Raw genomic sequence first — 15,221 nt, forward strand, 5'->3', positions numbered from 1 at the left:
GCCGTTTCGATAGACGGGAAGCGGAATAGCCCGGCCGCCTGGATCTTCCGAACTTCGAGACCAATGCAAGTTGGAGGAAGACCCGACTTCCGCCAGTAGCGGTTATTCCTCGCCTTTCAGCAGCGGAAGGCGAATCTCGAAAGTGGTGCCCTGGCCAACCTGGCTCTGGCAACCGATCCTGCCGCCGTGCCGGTCGATCACCGTCTTGACCATGGCCAGACCCAGGCCCAGGCCGGCGCTGCCCTCGGCGGAAGCGAAGCGCTGGTACTGGCTGAACAGGCGCGGTAGTTCGGCGGCCGCGATACCTTTGCCCTGGTCGACGATCCGGCAGTTCAGCCAGTCGCCTTCGAGGCGGATGCTCAGGCTGACGACGGTCCCCGCCGGGCTGTACTTGACCGCATTCTCCAGCAGGTTGAACAGCGCGCGCGTGAGCAGGCCGGGGTCGGCCCAGACCATCGGTTCCTGCTCGTCGTCCCAGTCGCGCCGCAGGTCGATGTCTTTCTGTTGCGCGAGGGGCCAGAGCTGGTCGGCGGCGTCCATCGCCAACATGGTGAACATGCACGCTTCGAAGCGGTAGGCGTCGGATTCGGCCTTGGCCAGTTGCACGAAGGCGTCGGTCAGGCCCAGGGCGCGACGGACCTGCTGCTCTATCTGTCGGTAGACCTGCTGGCCGGCTTCGTCCTCGGCGGGGCGGACGTCGAGCAGGGCGAGGATCGCCGAGTGCGGCGCGCGCAGGTCATGGGAGAGGAAGCGCAGGAGGGTGGCGCGCTGGCGCTCGGCATCGCGTTCGGCGCTCAGGTCGATCAGGCTCACCAGCCAGCCGATGGCGGTTTCGCTTTCGACCGGCAGCAGGCGCGCCAGGTCGAGGCGCAGGTCGCGTTCCCGGTGGTCGCGGAACTCGATGGCTTCCAGGGTTTCCAGCGTTGGGCGGGCGCCACCGGCGAGGCTCGGATGGCCGAGTTCGGCCAGGCGCTGGCGCAGTTCGGCGCCGCGCAGCTCGCCGCCGAACAGGTCGCGTGCCTTGCGGTTGGCCAGCAGGATCTGCCCCTTCGGGTCGCAGATCAGGGTCGCCACCGGCAGGCCTTCCAGGCCGTCGGCCATGAACCGCCGGCTGTCGCGGGTGCGGCTGACCGCCTGCTCCAGGGCGGCGATGCGGTTCTGCAATGGATCGTTGCCGGCGCGCGGGGGGCTGGCCCGCTCGGGCAGCACCTTGGGCTCGCGGTCGAGGCGCGCCAGTTCCCAGCCGAAGTAGGCGAGCACCGCGTTCAGCCGGCGCCAGCTCCAGATCAGGTAGGCCAGCAGCAGGCCGACCAGGCTGGCCAGCGGCGACCACCACCAGCCGTTGAGCAGCAGCGCCCAGGAAAGACCCAGGGCCAGGGCCGCGCAGGCCAGGGTGAGGAGCAAGGCGTGGCGCGAGCGGAACAGCATCAGGCCGAGCAGCAGCGCTACGCTGGCGGCGGAGAGCAGGGCGGCGAGCCAGGGTTGCAGGTCGACGGCGGTGCGCTGCTGCAACAGGCCGTTGAGGATGTTGGCCTGGATCTCCACCCCCGGCGTGGTGCCGAGGCTGGCCGACAGCGGGGTGACATAGCGGTCGCCGAGGCCCGGCGCGGTGGCGCCGACCAGGACCAGGCGGTCGCGCAGCAGGCTGTCTGGCACCTCGCCGCGCAACACGCTGACGTAGGGCACGCTGGGGAAGCCCGCGTCGGCACCGATGAAGGGAATGCGGATGGCGTGGTCACGCTGCCAGCCGGGCAGGTTGCGCATGTCGTCGAGGCCGGGCATGGGCATGGGCATGGCGCCGGCATCGGCGAATGCTTGCCAGGCGAGCAGCGGGCGCGGCTGGCCGAGCGGTCCTTCGCGCAGGTAGACGCTGCGCACCGTGCCGTCGCTGTCCGCTTCGACGTTGATATGCCCGATGCCGGCGGCGCAGCCGGCCAGCGGCGCGGTCGGCGGTATCTCCCGTGGCGGTTCGCCGTAGCGCGGCACGCTTTCGCGCAGCAGTGGCAGGAGGACGTTGCCGGCCCGGCACAGCGATCTTGCCAACTGGCGGTCGCTGTCCGGATTGGAGGAGGGTTCGCTGAAGATCACGTCGAGCAGTACGCTGCGTGCGCCGGCGGCGGCCAGGCGATCCAGCAGCTCGGCGTGGACGCTGCGCGGCCAGGGCCAGCGACCGAGGCTTTCCAGGCTACGGTCGTCGATGGCGACGACGAGGATGCGCGGATCGACGGCCAGCGGGGCGAGGTTGCGCAGGCGGTCGTAGAGCAGGTTGTTCAGCGGCAGGCCGCTGCTCAGCGAAAGCAGGGCGGTGAGCGGAAGGAGCAGCAGGCTGACCAGCAGCCATTCGCGCACCAGGCCGCGGAACAGTCGCTGCGCCTGGCTGGGCTCGTCCTGGCGGTCGAGCGCCTTCATCGGCGAGGCCCCGGCGCCCTATCGGGCACTGCCGCCTCGCGGGTAGTAGAGAATGTCGTATACGCTGGTCTCGCCCTCCAGGCCGTCGTTGTCGAAGGCCGAGAGACGGACGTGGTAGAAGGCCGCCTTGAGTCCGCTGAAACTGACTTCCGGGGTGCTCGAGAAACGCTCCTGCTGGATGCGCAGGAAGTCCGGATCGCTGGCTACCTGGGCACGGTAGCGCTTGGCGCCGTGCAGCGGGGCAAGATAGAGCTTCCAAACCGGAGACTCGCCGTGCTCGCCGCCCTGGCCGCGCAATTGCGGGGCGGGTAGCAGGTCCACCGGCGTCAGCTTGCCCTGCGGCTTGACCTTCAGGCCGCGGCGGGCGTCGACCAGCACGTCCTCGTCCGGCTCGGCCTGCGCCGCCTTGCGGGCCGGGCGCCTGCCGTTGAGCGGCAGGTCGTCGCTGGTCAGCTCGCGGTTCACCGCGACGCGCCCGTCGAGCACTTCGGTCAGCGCCTGGCCGTCTTCGGTGCGGGCGCGGAAGTGGGTACCGCGCACGCCCAGCACGCCGACCGGGGTCAGCACCTGGAAGCGGTCGTGATCGCTCTTTCTCTTCAGGACATAGGACTCGACCTGCCCTGCGCGCAGGGCGATCTGCGGAATGCCGGTGTCCTCGTCGAGGTGCAGGGTGACTTCCGAGCTGGAGGGCAGGACGATGCGGCTGCCGTCGCCGAGCAGCAGGCTGACGAAGGCGGTCGGAGAGGTCTTGACGCCTTCCAGTTCGTCGATGTCCATGCCTTCTTCCAGGGGCGTCTGGTTGCCCTTGGCGTCGAGCTTCCAGGCGTCGCCGGCGAGATAGAGCACGCTGGCGGGGAGCGGCTGGGGCAGGCACGTTTCGCCCTGCTCGATGAACGGCGGCCGTTTTGTCTTGGCCGGCGCGGCCGCGACGGAGCCGGCGAGCAGCGTCAACAGTCCGCCCAGCGCCAGGGCGGCGCAAGCCGGAAAGAGGGATCGGGAAGTAAGGGCGAGGGCTGTCATAGGCTTCACTGGGCGGCGGGTCAGGTATCGCTGGCGGTCCGGTCAGGCTGCAATCTGCCTGATCGGGCGCCGGTTTCGCAATCCTTGCAACGACATCGGGAGCCCGCAGGCTCCCTTGTCGTTTCCTCGGCCGCAGCGCCTGGCGGTTGGGCCAGGCGCTTCGGTTCAGTCGTTCTTGTCGCCGATCAGGCGATAGGCCAGGGCGCCGAGTACCGCACCGAGAATCGGCGCGACCCAGAACAGCCACAGCTGGGAAACCGCCCAGTCGCCGACGTACAGGGCGACCGCGGTGCTGCGCGCCGGGTTCACCGAGGTGTTGGTGACCGGGATGCTGATCAGGTGGATCAGGGTCAGGGTCAGGCCGATGGCGATCGGCGCGAAGCCCTGCGGCGCGCGCTTGGAGGTGGCGCCGAGGATGATCAGCAGGAACATGCCGGTAAGTACCACTTCGCTGACCAGCGCGGCTTGCAACGAGTAGCCGCCCGGCGAGTGTTCGCCGTAGCCGTTGGAGGCGAAGCCGGCGGCCAGGTCGAAGCCGGCCTTGCCGCTGGCGATCAGGTACAGCACGCCGCCGGCGGCGAGGCCACCGAGGACCTGGGCGACGACATAGGGCAGCAGTTGGCTGGCCGGGAAGCGCCCGCCGACCCACAGGCCTACCGATACCGCGGGGTTCAGGTGGGCGCCGGAGATCGGGCCGATGGCATAGGCCATGGTCAGCACGCTGAGGCCGAACGCCAGGGCCACGCCGAGGTAGCCGATTCCCAGTTCCGGTACGCCGGCAGCGAGTACTGCGCTGCCGCAGCCGCCCAATACCAGCCAGAAGGTGCCGAAGAACTCTGCTCCGTATTGCTTCATGATGAGGTCCTTTTCAGATCCAGGATGGGACGCGGATCGAGGCGTCCGGATAGCGGGAGGGGATGATTCGAACAAGGAAGGGGAGATGACACATCCGTGTGTCGAAGCCAGCCCTGGGGGGATTGGCTCGGTTGCCTGGGGCGATCGTCCGTTACCGACCCCTGACTGTGGTTCGAGTGGTCTCGTTCCACGGCCCGCCGGAGCGGGTTTACACATCCCTGTGTCGGAGCAATCCATTTGCTCCTTGGCCTACTCAGCGGTTGGAAATCTACCAAGCGCGATTTGTCTGCTGTGAGATTTGCCATATTTCTTCAGATTCTTCCGCGCTATTTCAGATTCGTCGCGTTCAAAACACCCAGCGCAACTCGTCACGCACGCTGACGGCGCCGGACAGGCCGACGTTCCACATCTCGGCCCTGGCGCGGGCCGGGCCGTCGAGGCCGAGCGGAGTAGCGAAGGACGGGCTGGCGGTGCCCTGGCTGAACGACGGGGCCTGGACCGGGCCGGCCGGATGGCTTACCGATTCCAGGCCGAGGACCAGGGCAAGGCAGGAAAACTTGCCGAGGGCCTGCAGGTTGATGTCACGCAAACGTTGGCTAACTGGCCGGAAACCCATGGCTACGACTCCTTGATAGGTCAGGCTGGCGCTGGCTCGCGGGCTCTTCGTCCCGCTTAATGGCTATTTGGAATCAGGCTATCAAGGGCTGGTCGCGACCAGAGAGATTCGTCACAATTCTTCAGATTTGTACGTAATTCGCCGTTCCTGGAGCGAAAAAGGGGCGTTAGCCCGATTGAACAGGACCAGCTTTTATGCGTGTCGCGATACTGGACGACGAGTCGGCCGAACTGGACCGGGTCGAGCAGACCTTGCAGCAGATACCCGCGCAGGGCGAACAGGCCTGGACGGTGCACCGTTTCGCCCGTGGCGAGGACCTGCTCAAGCAGCTCAAGCGGGAAACCTTCGACCTGCTGATCCTCGACTGGCAGTTGCCGGACCTCAGCGGCCTGCAATTGCTGCGCTGGAGCCGCGAGCATCTGGATGCGCCGCCGCCGGCGATCATGCTGACCAGCCGTGACGCCGAACAGGACATCGTGCAGGCGTTGAACAGCGGCGCCGACGACTATGTCAGCAAGCCGTTCCGGCCCAACGAACTGAAGGCGCGGGTAGCCGCCGTGCTGCGTCGCCACGGGGGAACGCGTCCCGCGCAGCATGAGGTGCAGACTTTCAACGACCTCAGTTTCGACGATGCCGAGCTGACCGTGACCCGGGCCGGCGCGCCGATCAGCCTGACCGAACGCGAATACCGCCTGGCCCGCTGCCTCTTCGCCAACCTGGGACGGCCGTTGTCGCGGGAATATCTCTACGAGCGCTTCTGGCCCCACGAGGAAGTGTTGTCCTCGCGGCCGCTGGATACCCACATCTATCGCCTGCGCAACAAGCTTGGCCTGACCGCCGAGCGCGGTTGGCAGTTGCTGACCATCTACGGCTACGGATATCGGTTGGAGAGCGTGGCGACGGTCGACTGAGCGGAGCGGGGTGGCGAGACCGACCTTGGAGGTCGGCGAGGGAGAATGAAAAAGCCCCGCGGCTGCGGGGCTTCTTTTCGGCGAGGCGCGCTTACTTCTGGAACGCGGCCACGGCCTTGGTGATCTCGGCGCGGGCGGCGTCGGCGTTGCCCCAGCCTTCGACCTTGACCCACTTGCCTTTCTCGAGATCCTTGTAGTTCTCGAAGAAGTGCTTGATCTGTTCCAGCAGCAGGGCCGGCAGGTCGGTGTATTCCTTCACGTCCTTGTACAGGACGCTCAGCTTGTCGTGCGGCACGGCGATCAGCTTGGCGTCGCCGCCTGCCTCGTCGGTCATGTGCAGGACGCCAACCGGGCGCGCGCGGATCACCGAACCGGGAGCGACCGGATAGGGGGTCACCACCAGCACGTCCAGCGGGTCGCCGTCGTCGGCCAGAGTGTTCGGGATGAAGCCGTAGTTGGCCGGGTAGAACATCGGGGTGGCCATGAAACGGTCGACGAACAGGCAGTCGGTGTCCTTGTCGATCTCGTACTTGATCGGCGCATGGTTGGCCGGAATCTCGATAGCGACGTAGATGTCGTTCGGCAGGTCCTTGCCGGCCGGGATCTTGCTGTAGCTCATGGGTGACTCCAGAGGTTTCTGGCCAAAAAAGAGGCCGCGATTATAGGCATATTCGGTTGTCGATGCCATGTACCGGCATTCAGCCGTTAGTCGTGTCGCCCGCCGCCTCGCGGTAGTCCGGATGCTCGGCCTGCAGGCGGCGCAGGCGTTGCAGCGGGTCCTGGCGGTAGAACAACTGGAGCTGCCGGTATACCGCCGGATAGGCCTCGTGGAGGAGATCCGGGGCGGTGAAGAAATACTCGCTGGTAACGGCGAAGAACTCCGCCGGATCTTCCGCCGCATAGGGGTCGATGGCGGTCTGCGCGTCGGGGTCGCGGTCGAGCAGGGCGTTCATCTCGTCGTAGGCGGCCTGCATGGCGCTCGCCCAGTCGCCGATGCGCATGCCGGCGTGCAGCGGCGGCAGGCCGTTGGCGTCGCCGTTGAGCATGTCCAGCTTGTGCGCCAGTTCGTGGATCACCAGGTTGTAGGCATCCCAGCCACCCCCGCCGACGACGCCGGGCCAGGCCAGGACCACCGGCCCTTGCAGGGACGTCTCGCCGCTGCGTTCGTCGTCGAACTCATGGACTACGCCGCTGGCGTCGCGGTGTTTCTGCGGGCTGACGAAATCGTCGGGATACAGCACCAGTTCGTGGAAGCCCTGGTACCAGTTCAGCTCCGGCAGGTGCAACAGCGGCAGTTGCGCCTGCGCCGCCAGCAGCAGGCGGCCGAAGTCGTCGAGATCGACGCCGGCGAGTGCGGTCAGGTGCTTGTCGGCGAGAAACAGCACGGCCCGCTCGCGCAGGCGGCGGTCCTCGTCGGCGTCCAGACCGTCGAGGATCGGCAGGTGCCGGCGTACCCGCTGCCAGAGCTCTTCGGCCACCGGGTGGCGTGCCAGCAGGCGCCGGCGTCGCCAGGCGCGGAACGACCACATGCTCAGTCGCTCTGGGCCTTGGCCTGTTTGGCGGCGCTCGCCTGCAGGCGATGGCGAATGAAGCCGAGGATCATCGGCAGCAGCGACAGCAGGATGATGCCGATCACCAGCAGCGACAGGTTCTTCTTGATGAACGGCACGTTGCCGAAGAAGTAGCCCAGGGTCACCAGGCCGCCGACCCAGGCCACGGTGCCGACCACGCTGAACATGACGAAGCGCGGGTAGTGCATCTTCGCCATGCCGGCGACGAAGGGCGCGAAGGTCCGCACGATGGGCAGGAAGCGCGCCAGGGTCACGGTCTTGCCGCCGTGGCGTTCGTAGAACTCATGGGTGCGGTCGAGGTAGTCGCGGCGGAATACCTTCGAGTCGGGGTTGCTGAACAGCCGCTTGCCGAGGGTCCGGCCGATCACGTAGTTGGTGCTGTCGCCGGTGATCGCCGCGACCATCAGCAGCCCGCCGAGCAGCCATGGGTCCATGCCGCCGGTGGCGCAGATGGCGCCGGCGATGAACAGCAGCGAGTCGCCGGGGAGGAACGGAGTCACCACCAGGCCGGTTTCACAGAAGATCACCAGGAACAGGATGGCGTAGATCCAGACGCCATAGTTGCTGACCAGCATGGCCAGGTAGGTATCCAGGTGGAGAATCAGATCGATTGGGTTGAAGTCCATTGAGCAACCTGCGGAGACAACGCGTTGAGCGGCAGAGGGCCGCCATTATAGGGGGGCGTCCGGATGGGTGGGGGGCTGTTTGTCGCGATCCCGGCAAAACCACTGATTGCAGGATGTTTCGGTAATTTTTCCGAAATTGGTCGGCATAAAGTCTGCAAGAACAGGAGAAATTTCTAGCAGGGAAGGGCGTGCGATGACACTCCAGCCTTTTGCCCAGCCACCGCTCAGTCTCGCCCTGGGCGCCGGGCGCGACCTCCCGGGGCAGGCCGCGCGGGTTCGCGCCGAATGGCTCGCGCCTCGCCCCGGACGGGCTCCGGCGTTTCTCCTGGCGCTGCTCTGGGGACGCGGTTGCGCCAACGTGGTGCAGGCCATCGAAGGCCATCTCGACGCCCTGTTCGCCGACTACGCCTGTACCCCCGAGGGTTGGCCGGAAGCGCAGGCGGCGCGGCAGGTCCTGGCTTCGCTGAACATGCAGCTCTATCGCCGGCGCCGCGAAGGCGAGCCGGGCGTGCTCGAGCTGGCGGTGGGGTTGCTGCTGGTCCATGCCGGAGGCGTGCACTTTCTCCAGTGCGGCGCCGTCGGCCTGCTGCGTTATCGCCAGGGCAGCCTGCAGCGCCTGGGAGGGAGCGGCCAGCCGCTGGGTAGCAGCGCGGAGCTGGCGCTGGTCCAGCACAACCTGACCCAGGTGGCCGGCGAGCCCTTGGTGCTGGCGCCCCAGCCGTTGCTCGAAGTGGCCGACCTGCGCGCCCTCGGAGAACGTTGTGCCGGGCTGACCACGGGGCGCCTGGAGGGCGTGCTGCAGCCGTTGCTGCATGCGCCGGGGGCGGTGGCGCTGGTCTTGCCGGGGGCGCTCGAGCGCGCCCCGGCGGCGCCACGGCATACCGGCTGGCCAGCGCTGGGCGCGGCGTGCCCCGGCGACTGCGTGGATGGCTGGACCTTGCAGGCAGCTTGCGCGTTCGGCCCGCCCGGGCGGCTATTCCGCGCCTGCGACGAGCAAGGACGCGAGGCGTTGCTGCTGCTCGCGGCGGTCGATGCCGACGAAGCGTTCTGGCAGCGCGAATGGGCATTGCGGCGCTGCCGTGCGGAGAGCCTGCCGCGAGTATTGTCGTCGCCCCGGTTGCGTCGTCATGCCTTCCAGTTGTTCGCTCCGCCGCGCTGGCCGATGCGCAGCCTGCTGGATTGGGCGCCAGCGCACCTGCCGCTGGAACCGCAATGCGCGCTGGTCCTCCTGGAGCAACTTATCGATGCGGTTCGCGCCTTGCAGCGGCGCGGCGTACAGGGCTTGTGGCTGGCGCCGCGGCAGATCCTGCTGGACGAGGGCGGGCGCCTGCTGTTCCTCCCCGAGGCGGCGGCGATCCTGCCGGGGGTGGCGCGCCAGGCGCTGCCTGCGGACAGCGTGCCGCTGGCGCCGGAGTTGCGTCGCGGCGAGGCGCTCGATGGCCGGGCCGACCAGTTCGCCCTGGCGGCGCTGTTCTATTGGCTGCTCTGTGGTCGCTGGCCGTCGATCGCCTGCCCGGAGAGCGACGGCGGATGCCGCTACGAGCCCCTGGGCGAGCGTCAGGCGGACCTGCCGGTCGGCTGGGATGGGGTATTGGCGCGGGCCCTGGCGCCGCGTCCGGAGGCGCGCTTCGAAGCGTTGTCGGAATTCTGGCTGGCCTTGCAGAAGCCGCTAGCGCATCCCCAGCGGGTCTTCGCGCCACGCCGGTTGCAACGGGGCGTGCTGGCCCTGGTCCTGCTCCTGGCCGGGGCTGCGCTGCTGGTCGGCCTGGCCGGTTAACGGATCGACGGCCAGCGTGCGGGTCTGCCCGCTGCGTTCGAGGTGTGCTTCGGCGATCAGTTGTTCCAGCCGGCCGCTGCGACGCATCAGGCGCAGGTTGCGGTCGAGGCTGGCGGCAAGGGCGGCGCCGCGGGCGTGTCTTTTCGGCACCAGTACATAGAGCGGCTTGACCTCCAGCGGCGGTTCGATGAACACCAGGCGATCCTTCAGCGCCGGCACGTTGCGCGCCAGCAGGTGGTAGCCGGTGTAGCGATCGACCACGGCCAGGTCGATACGCCCGCGCAGGAGCTTCTCGAGGTTCTGCCAGTCGTTGGTCACCGCGTCCTTGGTCAGGCTGCGGTCGGCGTCGAAATCCTCCCGGTTGACGTAGCCGCGGACCACGCCGATGCGGTACGGACGCAGGCTTTCCAGATGCGCGGGATTGACCGGCAGCAGGCGCTCGCGCTGGCGGAAGAAGCCCAGTTGCGAGTCGAGCAGGGGGATGGTGGCGTGGAACAGTTCGCGCCGCTCGGGCGACAGGTAGGCCGGCATGAGAGCGTCGAAGCGCCCCTCGGCGGCTTCTTTCAGGGCACGTTGCCAGGGCAGGAACACCAGTTCGGCGCGGTGCCCGTCGAGGGCCAGGGCTTCGTCGAGGATGCGGCTGGCGAGGCCCTTGCCCGGCAGGTCGGGGCCGACGTAGGGCGCCCAGTCGAGGGTCGCCACGCGCAGGGTGTCGGCCTGCGCGCCGGCCGTGGCGAGGAGCAGGCCGAGCAGGACGCCGGGCCAGTGCCAGGTGCGCGAACCCATGGATGCCTCTGCTCTGAGCGATCGGTTGGGAGGTGCCGTGCCTTTGTCTTCAGCTTAGTTCGTCGCTGATCGGCAGGGTGTAGTTCTTGAACTCCTGGTCTTCGCGGAAGCCGATCGACTCGTAGACTTTCTGCGCTACCTCGTTGTCGACGCTGGTGGAGACACGCATGCGCACCGCATGGGTTTCCCGGGCCATCTGCTTGGCGTGTTGCAGCAGGTGGTCGGCGACCAGTTGCCGGCGTGCCTCCTCGGCGACGTAGATGTCGTTGAGGATCCAGACGCGCTTGAGCGACAGCGAGGAGAAGCTCGGATAGAGCTGGCAGAAACCGAGCAGGCGGTCTTCTTCGTCGGCCAGCGCCAGGTAGATCACCGATTCCTTGCGGCGCAGGCGTTTCTCGAGGAATTTCCGCGAGGACTCGGGGTAGGAGAGCATGCCGTAGAATTCGCGGTACTTGACGAACAGCGGCGCCAGCAGGTCGAGGTGTTCGAGGGTGGCTTGCACGATTCGCATGACGGGCCTCGCATTGCGGGAAGGGGCTGCCGGGACGATGCAGGCTGCATGCCAGCAACGCTTCGATGCTGCCCAATCTCCCTGGAAAGCGCAATCCAAGCGAACGTTTGAATCGGTCGAAGGAGGGGCGTCGCGCGCCGGCCCATCCTTCGGCCGGGAGGCTCAGTCCCTCGCCAGGAGGAAGTTGCCGGTGCGCGGAGCCTCGCCGTCCAGCGCCTGGACCTCCGCCTCGTCCTTCAGGTTGACCCCGGAAAGCTGCCGCCGGCAGGCCTCGCGCATCAGGTAGAGCAGGCGGTGCGCGGCCATGCCGTAGCTGAGGCCTTCCAGGCGGACGTTGGAGATGCAGTTGCGATAGGCGTCGGTGAGGCCGACCCGCGGGGCCCAGGTGAAGTACAGGCCGAGGCTGTCCGGCGAGCTGAGGCCGGGACGCTCGCCGATCAGGATCACGCTCATCTTCGCCCGCAGCAATTCACCGATCTCGTCGGCCACCGCCACCCGTCCCTGTTCCACCAGGACCACCGGCGACAGCGACCAGCCTTCGGCCAGCGCCTGTTCCTCCAGGCGTTCGAGGAAGGGCAGGGTGTGACGCTGCACGGCCAGCGCGGAGAGGCCGTCGGCGACCACGATGGCCAGGTCGATCTGCCCGTCGTAGCCGGCGGCGTGTTCGCGCAGGCGTTGCACCGAGGCCTCGTCGAGGCGCCGGCCGAGGTCCGGGCGTTGCAGGTAGACGTGGCGGTCGGCGGCGGCGCTGTGCAGCAGCAGGCTGTCGCGGCCGCGCTGGCGCAGGCCGTCGCTGATGGCCGCATGGTCGAAGGGCAGGTGCACGGCGTCGCGCGCCTGGGCGTGGGCGTACTGGAAGTCCAGTTGCGGGCGGGTCGGCAGGCTGGTGCCGGTGCGGCCCAGGGCGATCCGCGCGGGGGTCAGCTGGCGCAGCGGCAGCCAGGGGTTCTCGGCGCTGGCGTCGGGCAGGTGCTTGTCGTTCATCGGCATCTCCTCAGGCCAGTTGCGCCAGGGCCTGGCGGAACGCCGGCGGTAACTCGTCACCGAAGCGGATGCGCCCGTCGGCCTGGGTGAAGATTCCCATCCGCTGCAACCAGTCCTCGAATTCCGGCGCCGGCTTCAGGCCCAGCGTCTGGCGCGCATAGAGGGCGTCGTGGAAGGAGGTGGTCTGGTAGTTGAGCATCACGTCGTCGGAGCCGGGAATGCCCATGATGAAGTTGATCCCGGCGACGCCCAGCAGGGTCAGGAGCATGTCCATGTCGTCCTGGTCGGCCTCGGCATGGTTGGTGTAGCAGATGTCGCAACCCATCGGCACGCCGAGCAGCTTGCCGCAGAAGTGGTCTTCCAGGCCGGCGCGGATGATCTGCTTGCCGTTGTACAGGTACTCGGGACCGATGAAGCCGACCACGGTGTTCACCAGGAACGGCTTGAAGTGACGAGCCACCGCATAGGCGCGGGTCTCGCAGGTCTGCTGGTCGACGCCGTGGTGGGCGTTGGCCGAGAGCGCGCTGCCCTGGCCGGTCTCGAAGTACATCAGGTTGTTGCCTAGGGTGCCGCGCTTCTGGCTGAGCCCGGCCTCGTAGCCTTCCTGGAGGATCTTCAGGCTGATGCCGAAGCTGGCATTGGCCGCCTCGGTGCCGGCGATCGACTGGAACACCAGGTCCAGCGGCACGCCGCGGTTGATCGCCTCGATGGAGCTGGTGACGTGGGTCAGCACGCAGGCCTGGGTGGGAATCTCGTAGCGCTGGATGATCGCGTCGAGCATCTCCAGCAGGGCGCAGATCGAGGCCATGCTGTCGGTGGCAGGATTGATCCCGAGCATCGCGTCGCCATTGCCGAACAGCAGGCCGTCGAGGATGCTCGCGGCGATTCCGGCCGGGTCGTCGGTCGGGTGGTTCGGTTGCAGGCGGGTGGAGAGCCGGCCGCGAAGGCCGAGGGTGTTGCGGAAGCGGGTGACCACGCGGATCTTCTGCGCCACCAGGACCAGGTCCTGGACACGCATGATCTTCGATACCGCCGCTGCCATTTCCGGCGTCAGGCCCGGAGCCAGGGCGCGCAGGCTGGCCTCGTCGGCGGCGTCGCCGAGCAGCCAGTCGCGGAAGCCGCCGACGGTGAGATGGGACACCGGGGCGAAGGCGTCGCGCTGGTGGGTGTCGATGATCAGGCGGGTGACCTCGTCGTCCTCGTAGGGAATCAGCGCCTCGTCGAGGAAGTGTTTGAGCGGGATGTCGGCCAGGGCCATCTGCGCGGCGACCCGCTCGCCGTCGTTGCTCGCCGCGACGCCGGCGAGGAAATCGCCGGAGCGCGCGGGGCTGGCCTTGGCCATCACGTCCTTGAGGCTGTCGAAGCGGTAGGTCTCGCCGCCGACGCTATGGGTGAAACGTGCCATGTGTGTCTCCAGTGCCCGGCCTCGCCATGCGGCGGGCCGGGCTTTGTCGTTGTCGCTCTCAGCGCAGGTCCTGTTCCGCCGCCTGGATCGCGGCGAACTCTTCTTCCGGGGTGCCGGACACCAGGTGATGCCGACTGTACAGGGCGAAGTAGCCGATCAGTACAGCGTAGATCGCCACCGCGCCGACCACGACCCGCGGGTCGACCAGGAAGCCGGCGACCACCGCGACGCAGGCCAGCGCCAGGGCTACGCCGGAGGTGAGGATGCCGCCAGGGGTGCGGTAGGGGCGCTGCATGTCCGGGCGGCGGATGCGCAGGGTGATGTGCGCGGCCATCATCAGCACGTAGGAGATGGTCGCGCCGAACACCGCGACCAGGATCAGCAGGTCGCCCTGGCCGGTCAGCGACAGGCCGAAGCCGATCACCCCCGGCACCACCAGGGCCAGTACCGGCGCCTTCTTGCGGTTGGTCAGCGAGAGGCTGCGCGGCAGGTAGCCGGCGCGGGAGAGGGCGAAGATCTGCCGCGAGTAGGCATAGATGATCGAGAAGAAGCTGGCGATCAGCCCGGCCAGGCCGACCAGGTTGACGAACTGGCTCATCCAGGTCGAACCCTTGTAGGCCGACTCCAGCGCTTCCACCAGGGGATTGCCCGAGCCCATCAGCTCCTTGGCTCCGGCGGCCCCGGGACCGACGACCAGAATCAGTGCGGCGAAGGCGAGAAGCACCAACATGGCGCCGATCAGTCCGCGCGGCAGGTCGCGCTTGGGGTTCTTGGTTTCCTCGGCGGCCAGCGGCACGCCTTCGACGGCGAGGAAGAACCAGATCGCGTAGGGGATCGCCGCCCAGACCCCGACATAGCCGAACGGCAGGAAGCTGCTGGCGCCGGTCGCCGCGGTCTGCGGGATGTTGAACAGGTTGGCCGAGTCGAAGTGCGGAACCATCGCGACAATGAACACGCCGAGGGCGATGGCCGCCACCGCGGTGATGACGAACATCAGCTTCAGCGCCTCGCCGGCGCCGAGGATGTGGATGCCGATGAATACGATGTAGAACACCAGGTAGATCAGCCAGCCGCCGACGCCGAACAGCGACTCGCAGTAGGCGCCGATGAAGCAGGCGATGGCCGCCGGGGCGATGGCGTATTCGATGAGGATCGCGGTGCCGGTGAGGAAGCCGCCCCAGGGCCCGAAGGCGCTGCGGGCGAAGCCGTAGCCGCCGCCGGCGGTAGGGATCATCGAAGACAGCTCGGCGAGCGAGAAGCACATGCACAGGTACATGGTGGCCATCAGCAGGGTGGCGAGGAACATCCCGCCCCAGCCGCCCTGGGCCAGGCCGAAGTTCCAGCCGGCGTAGTCGCCGGAGATCACGTAGGCGACGCCGAGCCCGACCAGCAGGACCCAGCCGGCGGCGCCTTTCTTCAGTTGACGGTGTTGGAAGTAGTCGGCGTCGACGCTTTCGAAGTCGACCCCGGAAGTTGCGGGCGCATGGCCGGTTTGTTCGAGGGACATGGGTTTTTCACCTCAATCTTGTTGTTATCGACCCCGGTTTTCCCGGTGGTGTGCTGTACGTGGTGAACGCAGGCAATAGCTATGCCAGCCGCTCTGCAATCGGCCTGGCGAGGAGGTGGAAGGGGCGCCGCCGTCAGCCTCGGCGGCGTGTTTCACGAGCCGGCGCGACCGCTCCGGGAAAGAGCGGTCGCGGCCGGTCCGGGGTCCTACTAGAAGAAGCCCAGCGGGTTGATGTCGTAGCTC

The 15,221-nt window shown here is 67.6% G+C and carries 14 protein-coding genes; 2 read left to right on the forward strand and 12 right to left on the reverse strand.

Annotation, left to right across the window (positions count from 1 at the left end; all coding sequences use genetic code 11):
• Positions 1-102: 102 nt before the first annotated feature.
• The 4 genes from HMPREF3014_RS18410 to mucE form a co-directional block, all read right to left on the reverse strand.
• On the reverse strand, positions 103-2,409 hold the full coding sequence (locus HMPREF3014_RS18410; protein WP_023086996.1) for a CHASE2 domain-containing protein: 2,307 nt from the start codon (positions 2,407-2,409) through the stop codon (positions 103-105).
• An 18-nt stretch (positions 2,410-2,427) separates the two neighbouring features.
• Positions 2,428-3,429 (reverse strand): FecR family protein, encoded by a 1,002-nt coding sequence (locus HMPREF3014_RS18415; RefSeq protein ID WP_003110517.1) that lies wholly within the window; start codon positions 3,427-3,429, stop codon positions 2,428-2,430.
• 165 nt (positions 3,430-3,594) lie between these two features.
• The gene (gene aqpZ, locus HMPREF3014_RS18420; RefSeq protein ID WP_003102790.1) at positions 3,595-4,284 is read right to left on the reverse strand and encodes an aquaporin Z; all 690 of its coding nucleotides are present in this window, start codon (positions 4,282-4,284) and stop codon (positions 3,595-3,597) included.
• A 346-nt stretch (positions 4,285-4,630) separates the two neighbouring features.
• Complete coding sequence (mucE, locus tag HMPREF3014_RS18425; protein WP_003093256.1) at positions 4,631-4,900, reverse strand: mucoid induction factor MucE; 270 nt, start codon at positions 4,898-4,900, stop codon at positions 4,631-4,633.
• Between the two features lie 194 nt (positions 4,901-5,094).
• On the opposite strand from mucE, the gene HMPREF3014_RS18430 reads away from it, so the two are divergent.
• Positions 5,095-5,811 (forward strand): response regulator transcription factor, encoded by a 717-nt coding sequence (locus tag HMPREF3014_RS18430; protein ID WP_003093250.1) that lies wholly within the window; start codon positions 5,095-5,097, stop codon positions 5,809-5,811.
• A 91-nt stretch (positions 5,812-5,902) separates the two neighbouring features.
• Here HMPREF3014_RS18430 and ppa read toward each other — a convergent pair whose 3' ends face one another.
• From ppa to HMPREF3014_RS18445, 3 genes are all read right to left on the reverse strand, one after another.
• On the reverse strand, positions 5,903-6,430 hold the full coding sequence (gene ppa / locus HMPREF3014_RS18435) for an inorganic diphosphatase (protein WP_003093248.1): 528 nt from the start codon (positions 6,428-6,430) through the stop codon (positions 5,903-5,905).
• 79 nt (positions 6,431-6,509) lie between these two features.
• Entirely contained in the window at positions 6,510-7,340 is an 831-nt protein-coding gene (locus HMPREF3014_RS18440) for a M90 family metallopeptidase (protein ID WP_003093244.1), read from the reverse strand.
• A gap of 2 nt (positions 7,341-7,342) precedes the next feature.
• A complete protein-coding gene (locus HMPREF3014_RS18445) occupies positions 7,343-8,008 on the reverse strand; it encodes a DedA family protein (RefSeq protein ID WP_003093241.1) in 666 nt (221 codons plus the stop codon).
• 193 nt (positions 8,009-8,201) lie between these two features.
• Between HMPREF3014_RS18445 and HMPREF3014_RS18450 the strand changes: the two genes are divergently transcribed.
• Positions 8,202-9,785, forward strand: coding sequence for a protein kinase family protein (locus HMPREF3014_RS18450; RefSeq protein ID WP_023086997.1), 1,584 nt, complete (start codon positions 8,202-8,204; stop codon positions 9,783-9,785).
• On the opposite strand, the gene HMPREF3014_RS18455 is transcribed toward HMPREF3014_RS18450, so the two are convergent.
• The 5 genes from HMPREF3014_RS18455 to eat all read right to left on the reverse strand — a co-directional run bounded on the left by HMPREF3014_RS18455 (position 9,678) and on the right by eat (position 14,978).
• On the reverse strand, positions 9,678-10,571 hold the full coding sequence (locus HMPREF3014_RS18455; protein ID WP_003102782.1) for a substrate-binding periplasmic protein: 894 nt from the start codon (positions 10,569-10,571) through the stop codon (positions 9,678-9,680). The two genes, HMPREF3014_RS18450 and HMPREF3014_RS18455, sit on opposite strands and share 108 nt — an antisense overlap.
• A 49-nt stretch (positions 10,572-10,620) precedes the next feature.
• Positions 10,621-11,082 (reverse strand): GNAT family N-acetyltransferase, encoded by a 462-nt coding sequence (locus tag HMPREF3014_RS18460; RefSeq protein WP_003093235.1) that lies wholly within the window; start codon positions 11,080-11,082, stop codon positions 10,621-10,623.
• Between the two features lie 162 nt (positions 11,083-11,244).
• Positions 11,245-12,066, reverse strand: coding sequence for an ethanolamine ammonia-lyase subunit EutC (gene eutC, locus HMPREF3014_RS18465; protein ID WP_003114907.1), 822 nt, complete (start codon positions 12,064-12,066; stop codon positions 11,245-11,247).
• A gap of 10 nt (positions 12,067-12,076) precedes the next feature.
• Positions 12,077-13,471, reverse strand: coding sequence for an ethanolamine ammonia-lyase subunit EutB (locus tag HMPREF3014_RS18470; RefSeq protein WP_003093232.1), 1,395 nt, complete (start codon positions 13,469-13,471; stop codon positions 12,077-12,079).
• A 58-nt stretch (positions 13,472-13,529) separates the two neighbouring features.
• Positions 13,530-14,978, reverse strand: coding sequence for an ethanolamine permease (eat, locus tag HMPREF3014_RS18475; protein ID WP_003093230.1), 1,449 nt, complete (start codon positions 14,976-14,978; stop codon positions 13,530-13,532).
• Between the last annotated feature and the right edge of the window lie 243 nt (positions 14,979-15,221).

This window comes from Pseudomonas sp. HMSC065H01, assembly GCF_001815235.1.
GTDB classification, from domain to species: Bacteria; Pseudomonadota; Gammaproteobacteria; order Pseudomonadales; family Pseudomonadaceae; genus Pseudomonas; species Pseudomonas aeruginosa.